The 24,574-nt window shown below is 70.4% G+C and carries 23 protein-coding genes; 10 read left to right on the top strand and 13 right to left on the bottom strand.

The window, feature by feature from the left end:
* Nucleotides 1-140 precede the first annotated feature (140 nt).
* Both ACIRQP_RS04305 and ACIRQP_RS04300 read right to left on the bottom strand, forming a co-directional pair.
* The gene (locus tag ACIRQP_RS04305) at nucleotides 141-815 is read right to left on the bottom strand and encodes a response regulator (RefSeq protein WP_403883132.1); all 675 of its coding nucleotides are present in this window, start codon (nucleotides 813-815) and stop codon (nucleotides 141-143) included.
* Nucleotides 816-985: 170 nt separating this feature from the next.
* The gene (locus tag ACIRQP_RS04300; RefSeq protein ID WP_403883129.1) at nucleotides 986-2,176 is read right to left on the bottom strand and encodes a sensor histidine kinase; all 1,191 of its coding nucleotides are present in this window, start codon (nucleotides 2,174-2,176) and stop codon (nucleotides 986-988) included.
* A gap of 207 nt (nucleotides 2,177-2,383) precedes the next feature.
* On the opposite strand from ACIRQP_RS04300, the gene ACIRQP_RS04295 reads away from it, so the two are divergent.
* Nucleotides 2,384-3,367 carry an SAM-dependent methyltransferase gene (locus tag ACIRQP_RS04295; RefSeq protein WP_403883310.1) on the top strand — a complete coding sequence of 328 codons (984 nt, stop codon included), beginning with the start codon at nucleotides 2,384-2,386 and terminating at the stop codon, nucleotides 3,365-3,367.
* Nucleotides 3,368-3,380: 13 nt separating this feature from the next.
* Nucleotides 3,381-4,532: an NADH-quinone oxidoreductase subunit D gene (locus ACIRQP_RS04290; RefSeq protein WP_403883126.1), complete on the top strand. Its 1,152-nt coding sequence runs from the start codon at nucleotides 3,381-3,383 to the stop codon at nucleotides 4,530-4,532.
* A gap of 104 nt (nucleotides 4,533-4,636) precedes the next feature.
* Here the strand turns inward: ACIRQP_RS04290 and ACIRQP_RS04285 are convergent, their stop codons facing one another.
* The 4 genes from ACIRQP_RS04285 to ACIRQP_RS04270 form a co-directional block, all read right to left on the bottom strand.
* Nucleotides 4,637-5,677, bottom strand: coding sequence for a hypothetical protein (locus ACIRQP_RS04285; RefSeq protein WP_403883123.1), 1,041 nt, complete (start codon nucleotides 5,675-5,677; stop codon nucleotides 4,637-4,639).
* Between the two features lie 154 nt (nucleotides 5,678-5,831).
* Nucleotides 5,832-6,818: an ABC transporter substrate-binding protein gene (locus ACIRQP_RS04280; protein ID WP_403883120.1), complete on the bottom strand. Its 987-nt coding sequence runs from the start codon at nucleotides 6,816-6,818 to the stop codon at nucleotides 5,832-5,834.
* Nucleotides 6,819-6,856: 38 nt separating this feature from the next.
* Nucleotides 6,857-7,549 carry an ABC transporter permease gene (locus ACIRQP_RS04275; RefSeq protein WP_403883117.1) on the bottom strand — a complete coding sequence of 231 codons (693 nt, stop codon included), beginning with the start codon at nucleotides 7,547-7,549 and terminating at the stop codon, nucleotides 6,857-6,859.
* Between the two features lie 2 nt (nucleotides 7,550-7,551).
* Nucleotides 7,552-8,331, bottom strand: a complete 780-nt coding sequence (locus tag ACIRQP_RS04270) for an ABC transporter permease (RefSeq protein WP_403883114.1) — start codon at nucleotides 8,329-8,331, stop codon at nucleotides 7,552-7,554.
* 141 nt (nucleotides 8,332-8,472) lie between these two features.
* Between ACIRQP_RS04270 and ACIRQP_RS04265 the strand changes: the two genes are divergently transcribed.
* Nucleotides 8,473-9,645: an ABC transporter ATP-binding protein gene (locus ACIRQP_RS04265; RefSeq protein WP_403883111.1), complete on the top strand. Its 1,173-nt coding sequence runs from the start codon at nucleotides 8,473-8,475 to the stop codon at nucleotides 9,643-9,645.
* Between the two features lie 21 nt (nucleotides 9,646-9,666).
* On the opposite strand, the gene ACIRQP_RS04260 is transcribed toward ACIRQP_RS04265, so the two are convergent.
* On the bottom strand, nucleotides 9,667-10,779 hold the full coding sequence (locus tag ACIRQP_RS04260; protein WP_403883108.1) for an alpha/beta hydrolase: 1,113 nt from the start codon (nucleotides 10,777-10,779) through the stop codon (nucleotides 9,667-9,669).
* A 146-nt stretch (nucleotides 10,780-10,925) separates the two neighbouring features.
* Between ACIRQP_RS04260 and ACIRQP_RS04255 the strand changes: the two genes are divergently transcribed.
* The 6 genes from ACIRQP_RS04255 (at nucleotide 10,926) to ACIRQP_RS04230 (ending at nucleotide 16,020) form a co-directional block, all read left to right on the top strand.
* A complete protein-coding gene (locus ACIRQP_RS04255) occupies nucleotides 10,926-12,815 on the top strand; it encodes a phosphatidylglycerol lysyltransferase domain-containing protein (protein ID WP_403883105.1) in 1,890 nt (629 codons plus the stop codon).
* A gap of 143 nt (nucleotides 12,816-12,958) precedes the next feature.
* Nucleotides 12,959-13,819: a dihydropteroate synthase gene (gene folP / locus ACIRQP_RS04250; protein ID WP_403883102.1), complete on the top strand. Its 861-nt coding sequence runs from the start codon at nucleotides 12,959-12,961 to the stop codon at nucleotides 13,817-13,819.
* 56 nt (nucleotides 13,820-13,875) lie between these two features.
* Nucleotides 13,876-14,274, top strand: coding sequence for a nuclear transport factor 2 family protein (locus tag ACIRQP_RS04245; protein ID WP_403883307.1), 399 nt, complete (start codon nucleotides 13,876-13,878; stop codon nucleotides 14,272-14,274).
* 188 nt (nucleotides 14,275-14,462) lie between these two features.
* Nucleotides 14,463-14,822: a dihydroneopterin aldolase gene (folB, locus tag ACIRQP_RS04240; RefSeq protein ID WP_030354471.1), complete on the top strand. Its 360-nt coding sequence runs from the start codon at nucleotides 14,463-14,465 to the stop codon at nucleotides 14,820-14,822.
* Nucleotides 14,819-15,433 carry a 2-amino-4-hydroxy-6-hydroxymethyldihydropteridine diphosphokinase gene (folK, locus tag ACIRQP_RS04235; protein ID WP_403883099.1) on the top strand — a complete coding sequence of 205 codons (615 nt, stop codon included), beginning with the start codon at nucleotides 14,819-14,821 and terminating at the stop codon, nucleotides 15,431-15,433. Before folB ends, folK begins: the two co-directional genes overlap by 4 nt.
* Before the next feature lie 92 nt (nucleotides 15,434-15,525).
* The gene (locus tag ACIRQP_RS04230) at nucleotides 15,526-16,020 is read left to right on the top strand and encodes a DUF3180 domain-containing protein (protein ID WP_403883096.1); all 495 of its coding nucleotides are present in this window, start codon (nucleotides 15,526-15,528) and stop codon (nucleotides 16,018-16,020) included.
* Nucleotides 16,021-16,077: 57 nt separating this feature from the next.
* Here the strand turns inward: ACIRQP_RS04230 and folE are convergent, their stop codons facing one another.
* The 6 genes from folE to dacB all read right to left on the bottom strand — a co-directional run bounded on the left by folE (nucleotide 16,078) and on the right by dacB (nucleotide 23,754).
* Nucleotides 16,078-16,683: a GTP cyclohydrolase I FolE gene (gene folE, locus ACIRQP_RS04225; protein WP_129770978.1), complete on the bottom strand. Its 606-nt coding sequence runs from the start codon at nucleotides 16,681-16,683 to the stop codon at nucleotides 16,078-16,080.
* A 111-nt stretch (nucleotides 16,684-16,794) separates the two neighbouring features.
* Nucleotides 16,795-18,822: an ATP-dependent zinc metalloprotease FtsH gene (ftsH, locus tag ACIRQP_RS04220; RefSeq protein ID WP_403883093.1), complete on the bottom strand. Its 2,028-nt coding sequence runs from the start codon at nucleotides 18,820-18,822 to the stop codon at nucleotides 16,795-16,797.
* Between the two features lie 234 nt (nucleotides 18,823-19,056).
* Nucleotides 19,057-19,617: a hypoxanthine phosphoribosyltransferase gene (gene hpt / locus ACIRQP_RS04215; protein ID WP_403883090.1), complete on the bottom strand. Its 561-nt coding sequence runs from the start codon at nucleotides 19,615-19,617 to the stop codon at nucleotides 19,057-19,059.
* A 77-nt stretch (nucleotides 19,618-19,694) separates the two neighbouring features.
* Complete coding sequence (gene tilS / locus ACIRQP_RS04210) at nucleotides 19,695-20,723, bottom strand: tRNA lysidine(34) synthetase TilS (protein WP_403883087.1); 1,029 nt, start codon at nucleotides 20,721-20,723, stop codon at nucleotides 19,695-19,697.
* A 187-nt stretch (nucleotides 20,724-20,910) separates the two neighbouring features.
* Entirely contained in the window at nucleotides 20,911-22,041 is a 1,131-nt protein-coding gene (locus ACIRQP_RS04205) for a zinc-dependent metalloprotease (RefSeq protein ID WP_403883084.1), read from the bottom strand.
* Nucleotides 22,042-22,353: 312 nt separating this feature from the next.
* The gene (gene dacB, locus ACIRQP_RS04200; protein ID WP_403883081.1) at nucleotides 22,354-23,754 is read right to left on the bottom strand and encodes a D-alanyl-D-alanine carboxypeptidase/D-alanyl-D-alanine-endopeptidase; all 1,401 of its coding nucleotides are present in this window, start codon (nucleotides 23,752-23,754) and stop codon (nucleotides 22,354-22,356) included.
* A 177-nt stretch (nucleotides 23,755-23,931) separates the two neighbouring features.
* On the opposite strand from dacB, the gene ACIRQP_RS04195 reads away from it, so the two are divergent.
* On the top strand, nucleotides 23,932-24,426 hold the full coding sequence (locus ACIRQP_RS04195; RefSeq protein WP_003968257.1) for an inorganic diphosphatase: 495 nt from the start codon (nucleotides 23,932-23,934) through the stop codon (nucleotides 24,424-24,426).
* The last annotated feature ends 148 nt before the right edge of the window (nucleotides 24,427-24,574 follow it).

Here is a 24,574-nt window from a genome sequence, read left to right as displayed (position 1 = left end):
CGTGAGCGGGCGGGGCGGCCGGGGGTCCTCGCTACATGTCGGGGTCGCGGACGACGCTGCCCGGCAGCCGCCGACGGAGTTCGTACGCGGTCCGGGTCCTGCCGCCCAGGAGGGGCCGTTGATCCCCAGGAGCACGCGGCTCAGACGGCCCCGCCGCCTCCGGCCCGCACCAGTCCCGTCTCGTAGGCGAGGACGACCACCTGCACGCGGTCGCGCAGTCCGAGCTTGGTGAGTATCCGGCCGACATGCGTCTTCACGGTCGCCTCGGAGAGCACGAGCCGGCCGGCGATCTCCCCGTTCGACAGCCCCTGCGCGACCAGCAGCATGACCTCGCGCTCCCGGTCGGTCAGCCGGTCCAGCTCCTTGTGCCGCGGCTTGCCCGCGCTGGGCAGCATCGGCGAGAAGCGGTCCAGCAGCCGCCGTGTGGTGGACGGGGCGACGACGGCGTCACCGCTGTGCACCGAGCGGATCGCGCTGAGCAGCTCGCCCGGCGGCACATCCTTCAGCATGAATCCGCTCGCCCCGGCCTTGAGCCCGGAGAACGCGTACTCGTCCAGGTCGAAGGTGGTCAGGATGAGCACCTTCGGAGCGCCGGGCTCCGCGCAGATCCGGCGGGTCGCCTCGACGCCGTCCAGCCGGGGCATACGGACGTCCATCAGGACGACGTCGACGGCGGTGGAGCGGAGATTCTCGATCGCCTCCGCGCCGTCCCCGGCCTCCGCGACGACCTCCATGTCGGGCTGCGCGGCCAGCACCATACGGAATCCGGTGCGCAGCAGCACCTGATCGTCGACGAGCATGACGCGGATCGACATCTGCGGGTCCTTGTCCGGTAGGAGGGAGCGGCGGCCGGTCGGGGCGGCGGCGGCGGAGAGGGAACGGTGAGTAGGGGAGTAGGGGAGTAGGGGAGTAGACGGTGAATAGGGGAGGAGCAGGGGCCGGTAGAGGCGGCGGCCGGGCGGCTGCCGATACGCCTCCGCGTGCTTCAGTGCGCGGGTTTCAGCGGCAGCAGCGCGCTGATCCGGAAGCCGCCGCCGGGTCGCGGCCCGGCATCCAGTGTGCCGCCGACCATACCGACCCGCTCCCGCATGCCGATGAGCCCATGACCGCGCCCGTCGGCCCCGCCGTCCTCGTACATCTCGTGGGCCGCGCCCCGCCCGTCGTCCTCGACGAGCAGTCCGAGCCCGTCGTCGAAGTAGACCAGACGCACGCTGGCGCCCACATCGGGTCCGCCGTGCTTGCGGCTGTTGGTGAGGGCCTCCTGCACGATGCGGTACGCGGTCAGCTCCACCCCGCTGGGCAGCGGGCGCGGGGTGCCCTCGATCCGGAAGTCCACGGTCAGACCGGCGCCCCGTACGTTCTCGACCAGTTCCTCGATCTGTCCGACATCGGGCTGCGGCACGTACTCGCCGCTCTCCTTGGCGTCACCGGTCCGCAGCACGCCCAGCAGCCTGCGCATCTCGGCGAGCGCCTGTCTGCCGGTGCTCGAAATGGTCTCCAGGGCCTGCTTGGCCTGGTCGGGCGCGGCGTCCAGCACATAGGCGGCGCCGTCCGCCTGGACCACCATCACCGAGACATTGTGCGCGACGACATCGTGCAGCTCACGGGCGATCCTGGCCCGCTCGGCGGCGACCGCCACCTTGGCCTGCGCCTCGCGCTCCTTCTCCAGCCGGGTGGCGCGCTCCTCCAGCTGGTCGAAGTAGGCGCGGCGGGTACGGACGGAGTCGCCCAGCACCCAGGCGAGGGCGAACGGCACGCTGATGACGATGGCGACGCCAACCTGACTCATGGGGCCGCCGACGCTCTCATCGGGCCAGCGCACCTGCGCCAAGGGGGCGGCGAGCAGTCCGCCGATCAGCGCGAGCCGCGAGGCCCAGCGCGGCCCGCCCTGCGCGGCGACGGTGTAGATGATCACCAGCATCGCGAAGTCGGCCGCGTTGGGCCGCACGTCCAGGGCGAGCTGGGCGAGGCCCAGGCCCAGCATGAGCAGCAGCACCTTCTCGGACGCGCGGCGGCGCAGCGCGACGGAGACACTCAGCAGCAGGACCAGCGGGATGGCCACCACGCCCTGGTTCTCCTGGACCACCCACAACAGGGAAAGCCCGAAGAGCAGGACAGCCCAGAAGCTGTCGACGCCCGTCGGGTGTCCACGGAGAAAGTCGTAAAAGCGCTGCACGTAACCCAGCGTAGTGAGGCGGACAAGGTGGAAGGGTCAGCCGGAGGGCCGATCCGGTCGGCGGAAGCGTACTCCCCAAGGTGGAGACTTGACGCCGTGACGGATGAGACGTGTAAGTCGCGCGGGACACCGGGTACAGCGCGAGGGGCGACGGACAGCCGGTGCGGCGCCGGACCGCTCCGGTGGCGTACGGCCGCGGAGCGCGCGCTGTACGGCCCGGGGGGCTTCTATCTGCGCCCCGAGGGACCGGCCAGGCACTTCCGTACGTCGGTCCACGCCTCCCCGCTCTTCGCCGCCGCCGTCGCCCGGCTGCTGGCCCGGACCGCCGAGCGGCTGGACATGGACGAGGTGGCGCTCGTCGACATCGGCGCGGGCCGCGGCGAGCTGCTTTCCGGAATCCTGGCCGCGGTCCCGGACGGGCTCGCGGTACGGCCGTACGCCGTCGAACGCGCGCCGCGCCCCGCCGGGCTGGATCCCCGTATCCAGTGGTGTACGGAGCCTCCGGCCGGGGTCAGCGGGCTGCTCTTCGCGAACGAGTGGCTCGACAACGTCCCCGTCGACATCGCGGAGACCGGCCCCGACGGGGTCGTGCGGTACGTCCTCGTCCGGCCGGACGGCTCCGAGGAGCCGGGCGAACCGGTCGACGGACCCGACGCCGAGTGGCTCGCCCGCTGGTGGGCGCCGGTCCGCCCCGGCACCCGCGCGGAGATCGGCCGGCCGCGCGACGAGGCGTGGGCGGCGGCCGTCGCCACCCTGGAGCGGGGGCTCGCGGTCGCGGTCGACTACGCCCATCTACGGGACGCCCGGCCGCCCTTCGGCACGCTGACCGGCTTCCGGGCGGGCCGGGAGGTGCCTCCCGTACCGGACGGCGGCAGCGATCTCACCGCCCATGTGGCGCTGGACGCCTGCGCGCTGCCCGGCGCGGAGCTGCTGGCCCAGCGCGAGGCCCTGCACCGGCTGGGGGTGAGCGGCGAACGGCCGCCGCTGTCCCTCGCCACCACCGATCCGGCGGCGTACGTACGGGCCCTCGCGGCGGCCGGGGAGGCGGCGGAGCTGACGGCCCGGGGCGGCCTGGGGGACTTCCAGTGGCTCATGCAGCCCGTCGGCCTCCCGGCTCCGGGGGCCTTCCCGGTTTCCGGGGCCTTTCCGGCTGCGGAGGCACGGGGCCCGGATCCACGTCCGGCGCTCTGAGAGACTGTCGCCCATGACGGAGACCACCCGGACGACGGTCGGTATCGGCGGCGCGGCGGAGAGCACGGACATGGTGCTCAACATCGGCCCGCAGCACCCCTCCACCCATGGGGTGCTCCGGCTCCGCCTCGTGCTCGACGGCGAGGTGATCCAGCAGGCGGAGCCGGTCATCGGCTATATGCACCGCGGCGCGGAGAAGCTCTTCGAGGCGCGCGACTACCGGCAGGTCCTGGTCCTCGCCAACCGCCACGACTGGCTCTCGGCGTTCTCCAACGAGCTGGGCGTGGTGATGGCCGTCGAGCGGATGCTCGGCATGGAGGTGCCCGAGCGCGCCGTATGGACCAGAACGCTGCTCGCCGAGCTGAACCGGGTGCTCAACCACTTGATGTTCCTCGGCTCGTACCCCCTCGAACTGGGCGGTATCACACCGGTGTTCTACGCCTTCCGGGAACGCGAGGAGCTCCAGGGCGTGATGGAGGAGATCTCCGGCGGCCGGATGCACTACATGTTCAACCGGGTCGGCGGCCTCAAGGACGACCTCCCCGCGGGCTGGCAGGGGCGCGCCAGGGCCGCGATCGCGTCGGTGCGCTCGCGGATGGACGTGTACGACCGGCTGGTCCTCGGCAACGAGATCTTCCGGGGCCGTACCCGCGGGGTCGGGGTGCTGTCGCGGGAGGCGGTCCACGCGTACGGGGTGTCCGGGCCGATCGCCCGCGCCTCGGGGGTCGACTTCGATCTGCGCCGCGACGAGCCGTATCTCGCGTACGGCGAACTGCGCGACACGCTCACGGTCGTGACCCGCGAGGAGGGCGACTGCCTGGCGCGGTTCGAATGCCTGCTGGAGCAGACGCACAACGCGCTGGCCCTGGCGGACGCCTGTCTGGACCGGATCGCCGAGCTGCCTCCCGGGCCGATCAACCAGCGGCTGCCCAAGGTGCTGAAGGCGCCCGAGGGTCATACGTACGCGTGGACCGAGAACCCCCTCGGGATCAACGGCTACTACCTGGTGTCGAAGGGTGAGAAGACGCCGTACCGGCTGAAGCTGCGCTCGGCCTCGTTCAACAACATCCAGGCGCTGGCGGAGCTGCTGCCCGGGACGCAGGTCGCCGACATGGTGGCGATCCTCGGCTCGCTGTTCTTCGTCGTCGGAGACATCGACAAGTAGCGGGCGCCGGGCGGCCGTTCGCGATCAGCGGCCCCCGCGCCCAGCACACCCCGCGCCCGGCGATCCCCCTGATCAGCGACCCCGTTGATCAGCGACCCTGATGATCAGCCGCTGACCGCGTTGCGCAGCTCTCCCAGTTCGAGCGGCTCGGTCTCGTCGTGCGCGGTCAGATCGATGACCTGTCCGATCCCGCGTTCCTCGGCCCTGCGCCGCTCGGCGAGCGCTTCCTCCCCCACCACATCGGCGAGGTCCTCGCGTTCGACGCGCGCCAGCTCGGCGGCCGGCGCGGGCTCCTCCGTCTCGTCCGCGTCCGCCTTCTTGTGCCCGCCGCGGGCGTTCTGCGCGGCGGCCTGCGCACCGAAGAAGTCGAAGCCGCCCTCGGGACGGCGCACGGGGCGGCCCGCCGGGGCGTACGGGACGATCGCGGACGCCGTGGGCACGCGCGTGGCGGGAAGGGCGGACGACGGGCGGCTGTGCTGCTCGGCCCCGGCGGCCGCCGCGTGCTTCCCCCGCGACTCCCCCGCCTCCGTCGCCCGTTCGGCGAGATCGCGCGCACGGGCCGCCTCGACCGTACGCTTCGCCTGCTGGACCGCGGCGTTGCGCGGCAGTTCGTCCAGGGCCCGCGCGGCGCTGATATACGCGGCCTTGGTGGGCGTGCTTCCCCCGGCGGGCAGCGCCTTGCGATCGGCCGCCGCCTCCAGGGCGAGCTGACGCCGCCCCTCCAGCGCGGTGGCGCGCTCGGTCTCCGCGGTGGCATAGCGGCGCAGCAGCGCGGCGTGTTCACCGCGCAGCCCGGCCAGCTCGATGCGCTTGGCGCGCAGCTTGGCCTCAAGCTTGAGGCGCAGTTCGCGCGACTCCTCGACGTCCGCTTCCAGTTCGGCTAGGCGCTCCTCGGCCTTCCAGCCGTCGCTCTCCCGCCCGCGCGTCAGCTCGGCGACCCGGCGCCCGGCGCTGCGGTCCCAGCCACGCATGAAGCCCGCGCCGGTGACCGCCGCGGCGGCCGCCACCGCGACCAGACCGCGGAGCACCACGGGCTCCGCGAGGAACCAGGCGCCCGCGGCACAGAGAACCGCGGCTCCGGCGACCGCCGTCGGCGGCAGAAGCTTGTGGAGGGGTGGGGAATGGCGGTGGCGTCCACGTGGCATGGCCTGAAATTTACCGTGCGTGGAGACGAAATGGGGGGCCGGTCGGACAATCTTTCCCGGCCCGTTGCCCGGCCCTCCTCCCCTTCCACTCCTGTTTCCTCTACAGAACTCCGTTTTGCCTGGAGCCGGTTACCGCGCGGACGCCGTCCGGTCGCTATTTCTTGACCAGACCTTTGGACTCCAAGTACTCCTTGGCGACATCCTCCGGCTTCGCCCGCTCGGCATCGATCTTGAGGTTCAACCGCGCGAGATCGTCCGTCGTCAGCGCGTCGGTCAGCTTGCCCAGGACATCGGCTATCTCCGCCGAACCGGCGTCCTTGGCATTGACCACGGGCAGTACGTTGTCGGCGTTCTGAAGCTTCTTGTCGTCTTCGAGTACGACCAGTCCGAAGCTGTCGAGCGTGCCGTCGGTGGTACTGGTCAGGACGACCTGGTCCACACCGTCCTTGACGGCCTGCTTGGACTGCGGGGTGCCGACGCCCTTGGGGTCGATGCCCGCCACGTCGATGCCGTACGTCTTCTTCAGGCCGGGGGCGCAGAACGGCCGCACCTCGCACTCGTCGCCGGCCGCGATCTTCACCTTGAGCTTCGACTTTCCAAGATCGGAAAGGGTCTTCAGCTTGTTCTTCTCGGCGAATTCCTTGGTCACCGCGAAGGCATTCTGGTCAACCGCCCGACCGGCGGGCAGCACCTTCAGTCCGCGCGGCCCGGCGAGCTTCTCCAGCTCGGCGACCGTCGCGGCGGAGTCGCTGGACGCGAGCGGCTTCTCCTCGGCCGCCTTGGCGCCGTTCACCTTGGCGTTGAGGAATTCCGTGATCGTCGCGGCGTATTCGGGCACCACGTCGATCTCGCCCTTCTCCAGGGACGGTTCGTACAGCTCGCGGTTCTTCACCGTCGTGACGGACGTGGAGTAGCCCGCGTCGCCCAGGATCTGGGCGTACAGCTCCGCCAGCACCTTGGACTCCGTGAAGGCCGCCGCGCCGATGACGAGCGAGCCCTTCTTCCCCGAGCCGGATCCGGAACCGGAGCCGTCGGAGCCGCTCTTGTCCTTCTCCAGGCTGTCACCGCCGCACGCGGCGAGCGAGGTGGTCAGGGCCACCACTCCCAGTACGGCACCCGCGAGGCGCGAGGTCTTGCTCATGAGGTTCACCATCTCCAAGAAGCCAAAAGGGTCGGTCGTCACACGGTCGTGCGGGAGGGCCGGGCGGCGAGCGAGGGTGCCGGGTCGATGACCCGGTCCAGCGCCACCAGCACGCCTTCGACGAGCAGCGCGAGCAGCGCGACGAGAAGCGCACCCGCGACCACCTGCGGGGTGTTGTACGTGTTGAAGCCGGCGGTGATGATCCGGCCGAGGCCGCCCTGTCCCACCATCGCCGCGATGGTGGCGGTGGCCACCACCTGTACGGAGGCCGAGCGCAGCCCGGTCATGATCAGCGGGTACGCGAGGGGCAGCTCCACCCGTACGAAGAGCTGGCGCCCGGACATGCCCATCCCCCGGGCGGCCTCCACGACCGCGCTGTCCACCTCCCGCATCCCGACGTAGGCGTTGGTCAGCAGGGGCGGCACGGCGAAGAGCACCAGCGCGATGATCGTGGGCACCGAGCCCGAGTTGCGCAGCGGCGAGACCATGAACAGGGCGAGCACGGCGAACACCGGCACCGCCCGGCCCACATTGGAGATATTGATCGCGAGCGCGCCACCCTTGCCGATGTGCCCCAGAAAGAGCGCTGTGGGCAGGGCGATCGCACACGCCAGCGCGAGCGCGACCCCGCTGACGAATATGTGCTCCTCCAGCCGCTGCCACACCCCGCCGTCGCCGGACCAGTTGGCACCGGTCGTCAGCCAGCCGACCGCCTCACCCAGAACTCCCATGGTCAGCCCACCGCCTTCACGGCATCGGCGGGACCGGTCCCGGCAGAACCGGTCCCGGCAGGATCAGCCCCGGCGGGCCCGCTCCGCGCGGCATTACGGCGGGACGTACGCGCCGGCCGTACGCGCGTCCAGGGAGTCAGCAGCCGCTGCACTCCGAGCAGCAGCAGATCGGCGACGACCGCGAGCAGCACGCACAGCACCGAGGCCGTCAGCACCTGCGCCTTGAAGAAACTCGGCAGCGCGTCCTCGATGAGATTGCCGAGCCCGCCCCGGCCGACGATGGACCCGACCGTGGTCAGCGCGACCGTCGACACCGTGGCTATGCGCAGGCCCGCCATCAGCGCGGGCAGCGCCAGGGGCAGCTCGACCTCCCAGAGCAGCCGCCCCGGTCCGTACCCCATCCCGCGGGCCGCCTCCCGTGCCTCTTCCGGCACCGATTCGAGCCCCGCGATGATGTTCCGCACGAGGATGGTCAGTGAATAGAACACCAGGCCGGTGATCACCAGACCGGCGGAGAGCCCGAAGAGCGGCAGCAGCAGCGAGAACATCGCCAGCGACGGAATCGTGTAGAGCAGCGTCGTCAGCCCCAGCACCGGTCCGGCGAATGACGGCCTGCTCCGCGCCAGCAGGGCCAGCGGAAATGCCACCAGCAGCCCTATGACGACCGAAACCGCGGTGATCCACACATGCTGGACCGTCGCGTCGATCAACTCCTGGCTACGGGAGCGGAGATATTCCCCGCAGATCCAGTCGTTCGCCGCCAGGCACCCTTGCGTACTCATCCATCCCCGCCTCCCCCGTCTTCCCGAACGTATGTCTGGCTCTATGTCCTGGCGACCCTAACCCCGACCACTGACATTCGCGGAAGCCCGCCACATTCCAGCAACATGGCCTTCACACAACACGCCGCACAATGGGGAACCATGATCCGATTCGAGCACGTCACCAAGCGGTACCCGGACGGCACGATCGCCGTCGACGACCTCTCCTTCGAGGTTCCCCAGGGCGAGCTGGTCACGCTCGTCGGACCTTCCGGCTGCGGCAAGACCACCACCATGAAAATGGTCAACCGCCTCATCGAGCCGACCGAGGGTCGGATATTCCTCGACGGGGACGACATTTCCGCCATCGACCCGGTCCAGCTCAGGCGCCGTATCGGCTATGTCATCCAGCAGGTCGGCCTCTTCCCGCACAAGACGGTTCTGGAGAACACCGCGACCGTCCCGCATCTGCTCGGCTGGCAGCGCGGCAAGGGCCGTGAGCGCGCCGCCGAACTCCTCGACCTGGTCGGACTCGACCCGTCCGTCTACGGTGACCGCTACCCCGAGCAGCTCTCCGGCGGCCAGCGCCAGCGCGTCGGCGTGGCCCGCGCCCTGGCGGCCGACCCGCCCGTTCTGCTCATGGACGAACCGTTCGGCGCGGTCGACCCCGTCGTGCGCGACCATCTCCAGAGCGAGTTCCTCAAGCTCCAGGCGGCGGTCCGCAAGACTGTGCTGTTTGTCACGCACGACATCGAGGAAGCGGTCCGGCTCGGCGACCGAATCGCCGTCTACGGACAGGGCAGGATCGAACAGTTCGACGCCCCCGCCGCCGTGCTCGGCACGCCCGCCACCCCGTACGTCGCCGATTTCGTCGGCGCGGACCGCGGCCTGAAGCGGCTCTCCGTCACCTCCATCGAGGAGGGCGACCTCGAACAGCCGCCCCTCGTCCATCTCGACGACCCGCTGGGGCGCGCCGCGGCGAAGCTCGCCGAGGAGGGCGCCCGCTGGGCCGTCGTCCTGGACTCCGCCGACAACCTGCACGGCTGGATCTCCACCGAGCAGACCGGCGCCTCCGGGACCGTACGGGAGCACGCCCGCCGGATGGAGGCATGGCTGCCGGTCGGCGCCTCCCTGAAGCAGGCGTTCGCCACGATGCTCCAGCACGACGCGGGGTGGATCGCGGTGATCGACAAGGAGGAGACGGGGCGCTTCCTCGGGGTCCTCACACCGGCCAGGCTGCACGAGGCGCTGCGCCGGTCGATCGACGCCGACGCGCAGGCCATCCCCCGTACGGACGTGGAGTTGGAGACGGTCAGCAAGGTCGCCTCCGTCTGAGGACCGCCACGACGGCGGGCGTCAGTTCGAGTAGAGCCGCCCGCTCATCCACTCCAGGGCCGGCGGGATCTCCCTGCGCCAGGTGTTGAAGTTGTGCCCGCCGCTGTCGAGGATGATCGACGACACGTGCGAGGGCGCCTTGACCTTGCTGATGAAGGTCTGTGTGGCCTTGAGATTTCCCTCACCCTTCTTGGACGAGGTGACCAGGAGGGACACATTGCCCTGCGGCCGGTTGTCCAGGGTCCACAGCAGATCGGAGCGGTTCCGCAGCTGCTTGTCGCCCCGGAAGAGATCACCGGTGGTCGGGTCGACGGGCGCCTTGTAGTACGCCGAGAGCCCGACGCCCACGGAGTACCGCTCCGGATGGTGCATGGCGATCTTCAGCGCGCAGTAGCCGCCGGTGGAATTGCCCATGATGCCCCAGCTCTTCGGGTCGCGCCCGACCCGGTACGTCCGGGACACCGCCAGCGGCAGGTCCTTGGCGAAGAACGTCTCGGTCTGCGGCCCGCGGGGGACGTCCACGCACTCGGTGTCCCGCGGCGGCGCCACGGTCGGCCGCAGCATCACCAGCACCATCGGCTGCATCTTGCCGTCCTTTGCCAGCTGCCAGGCGGTCTTCGGATAGTTCAGCCCCTTGATCAGGTTCTCCGCCATCCCCGGATAGCCGGTGAGCACGACGGCGACCGGGAAGGTCCGGTGCACGAACCCCGGCCGGAAGTACTCGGGCGGGAGATAGACATACGCGGTGCTGTCGATCCCGGATTTCGGGCCGCTGACGACGATCCGCTGGACCTGGCCGGCCGCCGAGGGCACCGAACCGCCCGGCGTCGGCGTCCGCTGTGTGTCCATCACCGTCACGTGACTGCCACTGGCCGAGTGGTCGACGACCGCCCCCAGGTCCTGCTTCCGCCCGAACAGGTCGGACCACGAACCGTAGAAGAGGAAGGAGTTGTTGGCGACGAGACCGACCGCCATGAACACCGCCACCTGCGTGGCGAACAGCAGTCCGACCCGGCCGAACACGACACGCGGCGTACTCCGCGACAGCCGCGGCCAGAGCCAGATGGTCACGACGAACAGCGCAACAGCCAGCAGGACCGCCAAGGCCAGGACTTTACGACTGGTAAGACCCATGTCGACCGAGCTTTCTCCTGTGAGATTTTCCGAAACGCAGAGGAACCCGACCCCCGAAACCCCCGTCCTAGAGGTCGCAAAATGTCCGGCCCGCGAAGAAGAAGCGGACACGGGCACCACACTCTCTCGCGGAACCACGGGAAGCGATGTCTGTGACGCTGGATGGGGATAAATCAGGATCGGTTCCGGATCGGTCACAGCACAGCACGGCCATACCCCCCAAGCCACTGACACGCCGTTTGTTCCGGCGGACCCGCCGACTCTTCCGCGGCCCGCGCCCCGAAACCGTCCCCACGCTGGTCGGCACCGCCTGCACCCTCGTCGGGTTGCTGGACATCGCCGCCGGGGTCTTCCCCCGCTTCCGCCACAGCCGGATGCACACCTTCGCCGAGGTGCTGCCGGGGGCGCTCGGCCCTCTGTCCGCCGCGCTCTCCATCAGCGCCGGCGTACTCCTGCTGGTGCTCGCACACGGCCTGAAACGCCGTAAGCGGCGCGCCTGGCGGGCCGCCGTCGTCCTGCTCCCCGCGGGCGCCGTCGCGCAGTTCGGCTACCGGCACTCACTCGTCGGAGTCCTCCTCTCGGTGGTGCTGCTCACCCTGCTGCTGCGCCACCGCGGAGAGTTCGCCGCCCTGCCCGACCCGCGCAGCCGCTGGAAGGCGCTGGCCAACTTCTTCCTGATGGGCGCGGGCTCCATCGGCCTGGGGCTGATCATCGTCAGCGTCCATCCGCGCCGCACCGTCGGCAACCCCGGCCTGGCCGAACGGCTCGAACATGTGCTGTACGGCCTGTTCGGCCTCGACGGACCCATCGACTACAACGGCATCGTGAGCGGCACCGTCGGCGACTCCCTCGGCGCGCTCGGGCTGCTCACCGCCCTCACCACGGGCTATCTCGCCTTCCGCCCCGAACACCCCGCCGCCCGCCTCACCGAGGACGACGAACAGCGGCTGCGCGCCCTGCTCGCCCGGCACGGCGGCCGTGACTCCCTCGGCCACTTCGCGCTCCGCCGCGACAAGGGCGTGGTCTTCTCCCCCAGCGGCAAGGCCGCCGTCTGCTACCGCGTCGTCTCCGGGGTGATGCTCGCCAGCGGCGACCCGATCGGCGATGTCGAGGCCTGGCCCGGCGCCATCGAACGCTTCATGGACGAGGCCAAGGCCCACTCCTGGACCCCCGCCGTCATGGGCTGCAGCGAGACGGGCGGCGAGGTCTGGACCCGCGAGACCGGACTCGGCGCGCTGGAGCTCGGCGACGAGGCGGTGGTGGACGTGCCGGATTTCTCCCTGCACGGACGCTCCATGCGGAACGTACGCCAGATGGTGAAGCGCATCGAGCGCGCCGGCTACGCAACGCGGGTACGGCGGGTCCGTGATCTCTCCGACGGCGAGCTGGCCCGGATCCGCCGCGCCGCCGACGACTGGCGCGGCACCGACACGGAACGCGGCTTCTCCATGGCCCTCGGCCGGATCGGCGACCCCGCGGACGGCGACTCCGTGATCGCCACGGCCCACGGGCCCGGCGAGGACGCGACCGGCCCGTACGGCGACCTGAAGGCCGTCCTCCACTTCGTCCCATGGGGTACGGACGGGATGTCCCTGGACCTGATGCGCCGCGACCGCGCCGCCGACCCCGGCATGAACGAACTGCTGATCGTCGCCTCGCTGCACGCCGCCCCCACGCTCGGGGTGGAGCGGATCTCCCTCAATTTCGCGATGTTCCGCTCGGCGCTCGCCCGCGGCGAACGGCTGGGCGCGGGACCGGTACTGCGCGGCTGGCGGGGGCTGTTGGTATTTCTCTCCCGCTGGTTCCAGATCGAGTCGCTGTACCGCTTCAACGCCAAGTTCCAGCCGCGCTGGGAACCGCGCTACGTGGTCTTTCGCAGCACCGGCGAACTGCCCAGGATCGGCTTCGCCGCGATGCGGGCCGAGGGCTTCGTCACCCTCTCGCTGCCGCGCCCCCTGCGCCGCCTCGCCCGCGACCGCCACCCCTGCGTCCACGACCTCGGAAACCCGCCCGACCACGAGGTCCGTACGGCCTAGGGCGTGTCTTCAAAGTAGCGCCGTCCGCCCGAGGGGAGCAGCCCCTGTCCGGTGGAAGAGGCCCGGTCCAGCGCCCGTCACACGCCCGTCGAGCGGATCCGGCCGGGCGGCCCACCCCCGGGGAGACCCCCTAGGGTGGGCGTATGAGTACGTTGCGCGCGCGGGGCACGGTCGAGGGGCTGCCGGAGTGGGACCGCTGTGCGGTGATGGGGGTCGTCAATGTGACGCCCGACTCCTTCTCCGACGGTGGCCGCTGGTTCGACACCACCGCCGCCATCAAGCACGGCCTCGATCTTGTCGCCGAGGGCGCGGACCTGGTGGACGTCGGCGGCGAGTCGACCAGGCCCGGCGCCACCCGCGTCGACGAGGACGAGGAGCTCAGGCGCGTGATCCCCGTCGTACGGGGCCTGGCGGCCGAAGGCGTCACCGTCTCCGTCGACACCATGTGCGCCTCCGTCGCCGAGCAGGCGGTCGCCGCCGGCGCCGCGCTGGTCAATGACGTCAGCGGCGGACTCGCGGACCCGGCCATGGTCCCCGCCGTCGCCGCCGCGGGCGTGCCCTTCGTGGTGATGCACTGGCGCGGCTTCAGCGAGCGGATGAACAGCCGCGCCGTCTACACGGACGTCGTCGCGGAGGTCGTCGCCGAACTGCGCGCGCGGATGGACGCGGTGATAGCCGCAGGCGTCGCCCCCGAGCGGCTCGTCATCGATCCCGGTCTCGGCTTCGCCAAACAGGCCGAGCACGACCTCGCGCTCCTCGCGCACCTCACCGAACTGCGCGCTCTGGGCCGGCCGCTTCTGGTCGCGGCCTCCCGTAAACGCTTCCTCGGGCATGTCCTCGCCGGCGGCGAGGGCTCCCCGCCGCCCGCCCGTGAGCGCGACGCCGCCACCGCCGCCGTCTCCGCGATCGCCGCCCACCAGAACGCCTGGGCGGTCCGCGTCCATGAGGTACGGGCGACCGCCGACGCGGTACGGGTCGCCCGCGCCGTCGAAGGAGCCCAGTGACCGCGCGGACGGACATCGAACAGGTCGAGGTGGCCAACACCACGTTCTACGAGGCCATGGAGCGCGGCGACTTCGACGTGCTGTCCGCGCTCTGGCTGGACGGCGGCGACGACGGGATCTCCTGCGTCCACCCGGGCTGGCCGGTACTCACCGGCCGCGGTGAGGTGCTCCGCTCGTACGCGCTGATCATGGCGAACACCGAGTACATCCAGTTCTTCCTGACCGATGTCGTGGTGTCGGTCAGCGCCGACACCGCCCTCGTGACCTGCACGGAGAACATCCTCAGCGGCGGCCCCGCCGAGGAGAGCGGCGAGCTCGGACCACTCGTCGGCCAGCTGGTCGTCGCCACCAACGTCTTCCGCCGCACACCCGAAGGGTGGAAAATCTGGTCACACCACGGCTCACCGGTTCTGGCCGAGACCGATGAGGAAACGGACGACGAGACACCCGCATAAATGGGTGGGCAGCTCCTGCGGGCCGATCGGCGGGCCCGGGCAGGGGCGGCTGCCGGGCAATCCCACACCTGTCCCTCACCCCCGCACGGGAGCACTGTCCGTGCCCGCGGGTAGATTCAAACAAGGGCACCGCGCCGCCCGCACCCGGCCGAGTGCCCCGACGACCAACGACAGCAGGAGTGATTCGTGTGGATCGTGTCGCGCTGCGCGGCCTCAAGGCCCGTGGGCATCATGGCGTCTTCCCCCGGGAGCGCGAGGAGGGCCAGACCTTCATCGTGGATCTGATGCTCGGCCTCGACACCCGCCCCGCGGCTGCCGACGACGACCTGGCGAAGACCGTGCACTACGGCATCGTGGCCGAAGAGGTCGTGGAGGTCGTCCAGGGAGAGCCGGTCGACCTGATCGAGACGCTGGCGGAACGGATCGCCCAGCAGTGTCTGAAACACGACGGCGTCCAGGAGGTCGAGGTAGTCGTGCACAAACCGGACGCCCCGATCACCGTCCCCTTCGACGATGTGACCATCACCATCACCCGGAGCCGAGTATGAGTGTGTTTTCCGCCAACGGTCCCCAGGGCGACCCGACCGTACAGCCGGTGCCCGCCTCCGTGGTCGCGCAGGTCGACGCCGCGGACAGCACGCTGTCCAACCCGAAACGCGCCGTGGTCTCCCTCGGCTCCAACCTCGGCAACCGTCTGGAGACGATCCAGGGCGCCATCGACGCGCTGGAGGACACCCCGGGGCTGCGGGTCAAGGCGGTCTCCCCGGTGTACGAGACCGAGCCCTGGGGCGTCGAGCCCGGTTCCCAGCCGTCCTACTTCAACGCGGTCGTCGTGATCAAGACGACGCTGCCGCCGTCCTCGCTGCTGGAGCGCGGCCAGGCCATCGAGGAAGCCTTCGACCGGGTCCACGAGGAGCGCTGGGGGCCGCGCACCATCGACGTGGACATCGTGGCGTACGCGGACGTCGTCTCGGACGACCCGCGGCTCACCCTCCCCCACCCCAGGGTCCATGAACGCGCCTTCGTCCTCGCCCCGTGGCACGACGTGGACCCGGAAGCGCAGGTCCCGGGCCATGGCCCGGTCGCCGAACTGCTGGCGGACGTCGGCCGCGGCGGTGTCCAGACCCGGACCGATCTGGAACTCCGCCTGCCCGACTAATGGTTAGGCTCGGCGGGGCCGGTACGGCGAAAACCGGTGCGGCGCGTGTCAGCACGGCGAGGGTCGGTACAGCGAGGCGAAGGGCTTTCTCGGTGAAGCAGTTGCGGATCGGCGTCCTCGCCGGCCTGTTCGTGGTGGCGGGCGTGCTCTCCTGGGGCGCCGCCCGTCTGTGGGACTCCTTCGGCACGCTGCCGAGCGTCCCTCTCGCGGCGCCGATCGTGCTCGCGGTGATCGCGGTCGTCCTGACCGCCACGGCCCTCTCGCTGCGCGCCCGGCTGAAGGCCCAGCGGGAGCGCCGCCCCGGCGCGCAGGGCGTGAACCCGCTGATGGCGGCCCGCGCGGTCGTCTTCGGCCAGGCCAGCGCCCTGGTCGCGGCCCTCGTCTCCGGCATGTACGGCGGCACGGGCGTTTTCCTGCTCGGCTCCCTCGACATCCCCGCCCGCCGCGACCAGGCCATCTACGCGGCCTTCTCCGTGCTGGCGGGCCTCGCGGTGATCATCGCGGCCTTCTTCCTGGAGCGGGTCTGCAAACTCCCGGAAGACCACGACGACAAGAACGGCACCGCCCCGGCGGGCCCGGCCTCCTGAACGGGCGCGGCCGCCTGAACAGGCGCGGGCTCGCGCGTCCTCGCACGGACGGCCGGGTCAGCGCGCCATTATCAGGCTCATCGCCTCCGCGCGGGTGGCCGGAACTCGCAGCTGGCCGCGGACCGCCGAAGTGATCGTCTTGGCACCCGGCTTCCGTACGCCCCGCATGGTCATGCACATGTGCTCGCACTCGACGACCACGATCACCCCGCGCGGGTCCAGGATCTCCATCAGTGAATCGGCGATCTGCGTGGTCAGTCGTTCCTGGACCTGCGGCCGGCGGGCGAAGACATCCACCAGCCTGGCCAGCTTGGAGAGCCCGGTGATCTTCCCGTCGGAGGACGGGATATAACCGACATGAGCCACCCCGACAAATGGCACAAGATGATGTTCACATGAAGACATCACTTCGATGTCCTTCACCAGGACCATCTCGTCATGACCGAGGTCGAACGTCGTGGTCAGCACCTCTTCAGGTGTCTGCCAGAGCCCCGCGAATATCTCCCGGTACGCCCGCGCCACCCGGCCTGGGGTCGCCCTCAGCCCCTCGCGGTCCGGGTCCTCCCCGACCGCGATCAGCAGTTCACGCACGGCATTCTCGGCCCGCTTCTCGTCGAATTCGCGGATGGGGCTCTCCCCGTCCAGCATCACCGGGTCGGTCATGTGTGCCTCGTTCCTGTGCCGTCCTGTGGGCGGGCAAACGAATACCGCGCCCCCACAGGCTAAAACCTGGGGGGCGCGGCATCCATTCCGGGCCAGGTGCGGCGCCCGGGATCAGCTCTCGGGACGGTCCTCGGGGACCGCCTCGTTGGGCGTCTCGCCGCTCGTCACCGCGGGCATCCCGCCGTTCGAACCCGAGGCGCCATTGGTCAGCGCGAGCTCCTTGGGAGAGAGCACCGGCGGCCGCGTCGAGGGTGTACGACGCGACGAGCCGGTCCACGCCGGACGGGACGGGCGCTTCACGATGGTCGAGAAGACCTCGGCGATCTGTTCCTTGTTCAGCGTCTCCTTCTCCAGGAGCGCCAGGACCAGATTGTCGAGCACGTCGCGGTTCTCGACGAGAATTTCCCACGCCTCGTTGTGCGCGGTCTCGATGAGCTTCTTGACCTCTTCGTCGACCAGCGCCGCGACCTCTTCCGAGTAATCGCGCTGATGCGCCATCTCCCGGCCGAGGAACGGTTCGGTGTTGTCGCCGCCGAACTTGATCGCGCCGAGCCGCTCGGTCATGCCGTACTGCGTGACCATCGCCCGAGCCGTGGCCGTGGCCTTCTCGATGTCGTTGGCCGCGCCCGTCGTCGGGTCGTGGAAGACGAGCTCCTCGGCCGCGCGCCCGCCCATCATGTAGGCGAGCTGGTCCAGCATCTCGTTGCGCGTGGTCGAGTACTTGTCCTCGTCGGGCAGGACCATGGTGTAGCCCAGGGCCCGGCCGCGCGACAGGATCGTGATCTTGTGTACCGGGTCGGAGTTCGGAGACGCCGCGGCGACCAGGGCGTGACCGCCCTCGTGGTACGCGGTGATCTTCTTCTCCTTCTCGGACATGATCCGGGTCCGCTTCTGAGGGCCCGCCACGACGCGGTCGATCGCCTCGTCCAGGGAGTGGTTGTCGACCAGCTTCTTGTCGCTGCGCGCCGTCAGGAGCGCCGCTTCGTTCAGCACGTTCGCCAGATCCGCGCCGGTGAAGCCGGGCGTACGACGGGCGACAGCGCCCAGATCGACGTCCGGGGCGACCGGCTTGCCCTTCTGGTGGACCTTCAGGATCTCCAGCCGGCCCTGCATGTCCGGGCGGTCGACGGCGATCTGCCGGTCGAAGCGGCCCGGGCGCAGCAGCGCGGGGTCGAGGATGTCGGGCCGGTTCGTGGCGGCGATCAGGATGACGCCGCCCTTCACGTCGAAGCCGTCCATCTCCACGAGCAGCTGGTTCAGCGTCTGCTCGCGCTCGTCGTGGCCACCGCCGAGACCCGCGCCGCGGTGCCGGCCGACGGCGTCGATCTCGTCGACGAAGACGATCGCCGGGGCGTTCGCCTTGGCCTGCTCGAAAAGGTCACGCACACGCGAGGCGCCGACACCGACGAACATCTCGACGAAGTCGGAACCGGAGATCGAGTAGAACGGCACCCCGGCCTCACCCGCGACCGCGCGGGCGAGCAGCGTCTTGCCCGTACCGGGCGGGCCGTAGAGCAGCACGCCCTTCGGGATCTTGGCGCCGACGGCCTGGAACTTCGCCGGCTCCTGGAGGAACTCCTTGATCTCGTGGAGCTCCTCGACCGCCTCGTCGGACCCCGCCACATCGGCGAAGGTCGTCTTCGGGGTGTCCTTGGTGATCAGCTTGGCCTTGGACTTCCCGAACTGCATGACGCGGGAGCCGCCGCCCTGCATCTGATTCATCAGGAAGAGGAAGACCACGACAATCAGGACAAAGGGAAGCAGCGAGAGCAGCACCGATACGAACGGGCTCTGCTTCGACGGCGAGACCGTATAGCCCTTGGTGATGTCGCCGCTCTGGAACTTGGTCTGGAGCGTCTTGGCCAGCGTCGAACCCTGGCTGCCGATATAGCTCGCCTGGATCTTGTCGCTGCCGTTGATCTTCTGGCCGTTTTTGAGGTCGACCTTGATGATCTGTTCGTCGCCGGTGGTCAGTCTGACCTGCTCGGCCTGGTTCTTGTCGATCGCCTGGACGACCTGACCGGTGTCCACCGTCTTGTAGCCGCCCGACGAGCCGACGACCTGCATCAACACGACCACGGCGAGGACGGCCAGCACGATCCACATGACCGGCCCACGGAAGTATCGCTTCACGTCCATCCATACGGAGCGAAGTCGCCCCGTCCCTCCTGCCCGTAGGTAAATGCTGCTGTGAGAAAAGACTGTTCTTCGGACGGTACCCCAGCATTGTGGCCCGCGACCGCACGGGACGGCTGGCAAACCCGTCTTCCCATGCTCCAACGGCGTGAGGGGGTCTGGGGTTCCCGGCTGCGGCGAAGCCTTTCCCTGGAACTTCGCCGCTCTTCGGAGCGCTCAGGTGCGCCGAGGCGCGCTCTAACCGCCGTAGACATGTGGAGCGAGCGTCCCGACGAAAGGCATGTTGCGGTACTTTTCCGAGTAATCCAGGCCATATCCCACGACAAACTCATTGGGAATGTCAAAGCCGATCCATTTGACGTCGATCGCGACCTTTGCGGCATCCGGCTTACGGAGCAGCGTGCAGACTTCGAGCGACGCCGGCTCCCGCGAACCGAGGTTGGAGAGCAGCCACGACAGGGTCAGACCCGAGTCGATGATGTCCTCGACGATCAGTACGTGCTTGCCCTTGATGTCGGTGTCCAGGTCCTTGAGGATCCGGACCACGCCGGAGGACTGTGTGCCCGCCCCGTACGAGGAGACGGCCATCCAGTCCATCGTCACGGGGGTGGACAGCGCCCGCGCCAGGTCCGCCATGACCATCACGGCGCCCTTGAGGACTCCGACGAGAAGCAGGTCCCTGCCCGCGTAATCCGCGTCGATCTTCGCGGCCAGTTCGGCCAGCTTCGCGTCGATCTCTTCCTTGGTAATGAGCACCGACTGGAGGTCGGAGCCCATGTCCTTGTCGTCCACCCGCATCACTTTCGTCGTCGGCCGGGGGTCCGGGGCCAAAGCACTGGCGGCCCGGGAGACACAGCCGTAAGTGCATCAGCGCTTCAGCCCTGCCGGATGACCAGTCTGCCACCCTGCCTCCGGGCCTCCACGCGGCCGGGCAGGTTGATGGCTCCCTGGCCGCGCCAGCCGGTGATCAGGCGGTCGACCTCTTCGATGTGACGGGCGAACAGCGAACCCGCGGGGGCACCCGCGGCGATGACCGCGCGGCGCAGCACGCGGCGGCGGACGGCGGCCGGGAGGACGTACAGCTTGGCGCACCGCAGCTGCCCGGAATCGTCCCGTACGGACTCCTCGACGGTGGCCGCCCAGGTGTCCAGGGCGTCGGCGTCGTCGCGGGAGAGCTGTGCCGTACGGGCCAGGGCCTCGACGACGCCCTTGCCGAGCGCCTTCTCCAGGGCCGGCAGTCCTTCGTGGCGCAGTCGTGAACGGGTGTACGCGGGGTCGGTGTTGTGGGGGTCGTCCCAGACGGGGATCGACTGGACGAGGCAGGCCTTGCGGGCGGTCTGCCGGTCGAGCTGGAGGAAGGGGCGCCGGTAGCGACCGGCCGCCCCGGAGACGGCGGCCATCCCGGACAGCGAGCGCGTGCCGGAGCCGCGGGCGAGCCCGAGCAGTACGGTCTCGGCCTGGTCGTCGCGGGTGTGGCCGAGCAGGACGGCGGCGGCGCGGTGGCGCTCCGCGGCGGCGTCGAGCGCGGCGTAGCGGGCGTCGCGGGCGGCCGCCTCCGGCCCGCCCTCCCGGCCGACGGTCACGGCGACGGATTCGACGGGGTCGAGGCGCATGGCACGGAGTCGGGTGACGACTTCGGCGGCGCGGAGGGCGGAGCCGGCCTGGAGTCCGTGATCGACGGTGACGGCTCCGGCGCGGACGGAAAGTTTGGGGGCCTCGAAGGCGAGGGCGGAGGCGAGCGCCATGGAGTCGGCGCCGCCGGAGCAGGCGACGAGCACGAGCGGCTGCTCGCCGGTGGGGACGGACGGGACTGCGGAGAAGTTGTCCGCCCGGTCGGTGAGGACGTCGTGGAGTACGCGGCGGACCGCCAGGCGTATCGCCGCGACCGCAGGATGGGGACCCATATCCGGTGCCCTTCGTGATGTTATTTGGGGGGTGCCTCGGTCGGAGTAAGGACGGAGAGCGTCACTCAGAGTGCGTCGATGGTGACAGAACCGAGCCATTACCCGAGCATTGCACGCCTATCCCTCACCCACGGTCCCTCGGATGGGTGATACCTGAGGCGTACTTCTGCCGTGAGACGCGCCCGTCTCAGGAGTCCGCCCTGCGGTGCACCCGTGCGATCCAGTCCGCCGGTTTAGCGATCTCCGCCTTGGTGGGGAGGGTGTTCGGCGAGGTCCAGACCCGGTTGAAGCCATCCATGCCGGTCTCCTCGACCACGGCCCGTACGAACCGCTCCCCGTCCCGGTACTGGCGCAGCTTGGCGTCGAGGCCGAGCAGTTTGCGCAGCGCCTGGTCGAGGCGGCCGGCGCCGCGGGCCCTGCGCTGCTGGAACTTCTCGCGGATCTCGGCGACCGACGGCACGACGGCCGGTCCTACGCCGTCCATCACGAAGTCGGCGTGGCCTTCGAGCAGGGACATCACGGCGGTGAGCCGACCGAGGATCTCGCGCTGACCGGGGGTCTGCACCAGCTCGACGATGCTGCGGCCGTCCTCGTTCTCCTCGCCCTCCGGGCGCCCGCCGGCGAGCGACTGCGCGGCCTCGCGGAGCCGTTCGAGGAGGGTCATCGGGTCGACCTCGGTCTGGTCGAGGAATGACTGGATCTCGCCCTGGAGGTGGTCGCGCAGCCAGGGCACGCCGGTGAACTGGGTGCGGTGGGTCTCCTCGTGGAGGGCCACCCAGAGCCTGAAGTCGTGTGGTTCCACGTCCAGTTCGCGTTCGACGTGGACGATGTTGGGGGCCACGAGCAGCAGCCGGCCGCCGCCGTTCGCGGCGGCGGGGAGGTCGCGGGTGGCGGGGGCGAACGTCTCGTACTGACCGAGGACGCGGGACGACATGAACGACAGCAGCATGCCCAGCTCCACGCCGGTCACCTTGCCGCCGACCGCACCGAGCACGGCGCCGCCGGGTCCGCCGGGGCGGCGTTCCTGCATCTTCGACAGGAGGGGCTTGAGCAGCTCGCGGAATCCGGCGACGTTCGCCTTGACCCAGCCGGTCCGGTCGACGACCAGGACGGGGGTGTCGGGCGGCTCGTGACCGTCGGGAACCATGCGCGTGTACGCGCGGACGTGCTCCTCCGAGGACTTCGCGTGCCGCCGAAGCTCGGCGACGATCTCTCGCGCCTCGTCCCGGGTCACTTCCGGTCCCGGCCGCACGAGGCGGGTCGCGGTCGCCACCGCGAGATTCCAGTCGACCATCTGGGCACCACCGATGCTCGTCATGCGTCAACCGTACGTGCTCGGCCCGGGGAGCGGTGGGGTGTGGGTGGCCCGGTTCTTCCCCTAACCGGGCCCTTAGGTCCTGTCCGGCCGATCTTCGTGGGCCCGCGACGCCTGGCACGGCACCTCGCCGCGTTGTCGGATTCGTCCACGTACGGCCGGGCCATCCACAACGACGATCCTCCGCCTTGCGATGCACCGCACCAGACGCCGCAGACTGATCCATGAAGATCGACCGGACAGAACCTCAGGGGGCGCGTCGGGCCCCCTGAGGGCCGTCGGGGCGGGGCCGGAGCGGGCCGGCGGGGGCGCTCGTTACGGGACCAGGGCCGCGGAGAGCCGGTCCAGGGCCCGCTGGGCGCTGCCGGGGGCGGGGGTGGAGCCCGCCATGAAGGCGAAGGCCAGCAGCCGGCCCCGGGCGTCGACGACCGTACCCGCCAGGGCGTTCACCCCGGTGAGCGTGCCGGTCTTGGCGCGGATGAGTCCGGCGGCGGGCCCGGCGTCCGCGTACCGGCTGCGGAGGGTGCCGTTGAACCCGGCGACCGGCAGCCCCGTGAGCACGGGGCGCAGCTCGGGGCGCGCGGGGTCGGCCGCGCGGGCCAGCAGCGCGGTGAGCAGGCCGGCGCTGACCTTGTTCTGGCGGTTCAGGCCGCTGCCGTCGGCGAAGCGGGCGCCGGTGACCGGCAGTCCGAGCTTCCTGAGTTCGGCGCCGACGGCCCGGCCCGCGCCCTCGAAGCTCGCGGGTTCACCCGCCGCGACGGCGGTCTGCCGGGCCAGGGACTCGGCGATGTCGTTGTCGCTCTCGGTCAGCGCGCGTTCGACGAGATCGGAGAGCGGACGGGAGTAGGTCCTGGCGACGGTCTTCGAGCCCTTGGGCGACTTGCCGGGCTCGGGCGCGGCCGAGGTGCGGATGCCGCGGTCGCGCAGCAGCTCGGCGAAGACGCGGGCGGCGTCACCCGCCGGGTTGCCGCTGCGGGGAGCGGGCCCGCTGCGGGACGTGTTCAGCCGGCCCTGGTCGGCCATCAGGGCGACGACGGGGGCGATGTTGTCGTTGGGCCCGATCGGGTGCTCCCGGCGGCCGGAGTAGAGGGAGGTGTCGTAGCGGAAGTCGACCTTGGTGACGCCCCGGTCGCGCAGCGCGCGGGCGGTGTCGTCGGCGAGGGCGCTCAGTCCTGCCCGGCCGAGGGTGGCGTCGCCGCCGCCGACCAGGGTGATCCGCCGGGCGTCCGCGGTGGACGTCACCGTGGTGGCGATGCGGTGGTCGGGGCCGAGCGCGGAGAGCGCGGCGGCCATCGTCGCGATCTTGACCGTGGAGGCCGGGGTCATCGGGGTGCCGGCCGCCCTCCCGTACAGCGGTTCACCGGTTGTGGCGTCGATGACGGACGCCGACCGCGCCGAACCGAGCGCGGGGTCGTCGAGGAGCGGTCCGAGCTTCTTCTTGAGATCCACGGACGCCGTTCCGGCATTCGGGGGCTCGGTACCGGGTGCGGAGAGCGCGGACAGTACGCCGGGGGCGCTGGGGGCGGGCGCGGGTGTACGCGGGGCGTTCGGGCCGTGATGTGCGCCACCCGTACGGCTCTGCGCGACCGCCCACTCCCGCTCGGCCCTACGCTGACCGGAGTCCCAGGGACCGGCCGCGGCCACCGCCACGGCGGCGAGCGCCATGCCGACCACGACGGAACCCGCCGTGAGCTGCCACACTTTCGGCTCAAGCATGGTTGACCAGCCCCTTTCGCGATCACACTGCTGCGTGGGGGACACTTAATCACTGCGCCTCGCGACGAGCATGGCACCCCGGCCAGGAGTGGGCCCTCTGTCCGCTCCCGTACGGGGGGTCTCCTGCGTGAAGACGCAGCACCACTGACAAATGTGTTGATCATGGAGGAGCCACCCGTGGAGTTCGACGTCACCATCGAGATCCCTAAGGGTTCGCGGAACAAGTACGAGGTGGACCACGAGACCGGTCGGATCCGTCTGGACCGTCGTCTCTTCACCTCGACCAGCTACCCGGCCGACTACGGGTTCGTCGAGAACACCCTCGGCGAGGACGGCGACCCGCTGGACGCGCTGGTCATCCTGGACGAGCCGACCTTCCCGGGCTGCCTCATCAAGTGCCGTGCCATCGGCATGTTCCGGATGACGGACGAGGCCGGCGGGGACGACAAGCTGCTGTGCGTCCCGGCGTCCGACCCCCGGGTGGAGCACCTGCGCGACATCCACCACGTCTCGGAGTTCGACCGCCTGGAGATCCAGCACTTCTTCGAGGTCTACAAGGACCTGGAGCCCGGCAAGTCCGTCGAGGGCGCCGACTGGGTCGGCCGCGCCGAGGCCGAGGCCGAGATCGAGGCCTCGTACAAGCGACTTGAGGCCCAGGGTGGCGCGCACTGACCAGGCACTGACCGCTGCACCGGCCGCGCGCCCGCGCGTGTGACCGGCCGGCCGCCGGGCTGATGACAGGCGGATGACGGGCGGCGTACCCCGCGAAGGGTGCGCCGCCCGTCCGCGTGTGTGGCTGCTCACGTCCGCGTGTGTGGCT

The organism is Streptomyces sp. NPDC102274, from assembly GCF_044766385.1.
Lineage (GTDB): Bacteria > Actinomycetota > Actinomycetes > Streptomycetales > Streptomycetaceae > Streptomyces.
The sequence above is the reverse complement of the archived record's forward strand: the minus strand, read 5'-3'. Positions and strand labels throughout refer to the sequence as shown.

Bases quoted from the DNA above. Each gene is read 5' to 3' on its own strand.
- ACIRQP_RS04305 (WP_403883132.1), bottom strand. From the start codon at position 815: ATGTCGATCCGCGTCATGCTCGTCGACGATCAGGTGCTGCTGCGCACC.
- ACIRQP_RS04290 (WP_403883126.1), top strand. From the start codon at position 3,381: ATGACGGAGACCACCCGGACGACGGTCGGTATCGGCGGCGCGGCGGAG.
- ACIRQP_RS04285 (WP_403883123.1), bottom strand. From the start codon at position 5,677: ATGCCACGTGGACGCCACCGCCATTCCCCACCCCTCCACAAGCTTCTG.
- ACIRQP_RS04280 (WP_403883120.1), bottom strand. From the start codon at position 6,818: ATGAGCAAGACCTCGCGCCTCGCGGGTGCCGTACTGGGAGTGGTGGCC.
- ACIRQP_RS04275 (WP_403883117.1), bottom strand. From the start codon at position 7,549: ATGGGAGTTCTGGGTGAGGCGGTCGGCTGGCTGACGACCGGTGCCAAC.
- ACIRQP_RS04270 (WP_403883114.1), bottom strand. From the start codon at position 8,331: ATGAGTACGCAAGGGTGCCTGGCGGCGAACGACTGGATCTGCGGGGAA.
- ACIRQP_RS04265 (WP_403883111.1), top strand. From the start codon at position 8,473: ATGATCCGATTCGAGCACGTCACCAAGCGGTACCCGGACGGCACGATC.
- ACIRQP_RS04260 (WP_403883108.1), bottom strand. From the start codon at position 10,779: ATGGGTCTTACCAGTCGTAAAGTCCTGGCCTTGGCGGTCCTGCTGGCT.
- ACIRQP_RS04255 (WP_403883105.1), top strand. From the start codon at position 10,926: ATGTCTGTGACGCTGGATGGGGATAAATCAGGATCGGTTCCGGATCGG.
- folP (WP_403883102.1), top strand. From the start codon at position 12,959: ATGAGTACGTTGCGCGCGCGGGGCACGGTCGAGGGGCTGCCGGAGTGG.
- ACIRQP_RS04245 (WP_403883307.1), top strand. From the start codon at position 13,876: ATGGAGCGCGGCGACTTCGACGTGCTGTCCGCGCTCTGGCTGGACGGC.
- folK (WP_403883099.1), top strand. From the start codon at position 14,819: ATGAGTGTGTTTTCCGCCAACGGTCCCCAGGGCGACCCGACCGTACAG.
- folE (WP_129770978.1), bottom strand. From the start codon at position 16,683: ATGACCGACCCGGTGATGCTGGACGGGGAGAGCCCCATCCGCGAATTC.
- ftsH (WP_403883093.1), bottom strand. From the start codon at position 18,822: ATGGACGTGAAGCGATACTTCCGTGGGCCGGTCATGTGGATCGTGCTG.
- hpt (WP_403883090.1), bottom strand. From the start codon at position 19,617: ATGCGGGTGGACGACAAGGACATGGGCTCCGACCTCCAGTCGGTGCTC.
- tilS (WP_403883087.1), bottom strand. From the start codon at position 20,723: ATGGGTCCCCATCCTGCGGTCGCGGCGATACGCCTGGCGGTCCGCCGC.
- ACIRQP_RS04205 (WP_403883084.1), bottom strand. From the start codon at position 22,041: ATGACGAGCATCGGTGGTGCCCAGATGGTCGACTGGAATCTCGCGGTG.
- dacB (WP_403883081.1), bottom strand. From the start codon at position 23,754: ATGCTTGAGCCGAAAGTGTGGCAGCTCACGGCGGGTTCCGTCGTGGTC.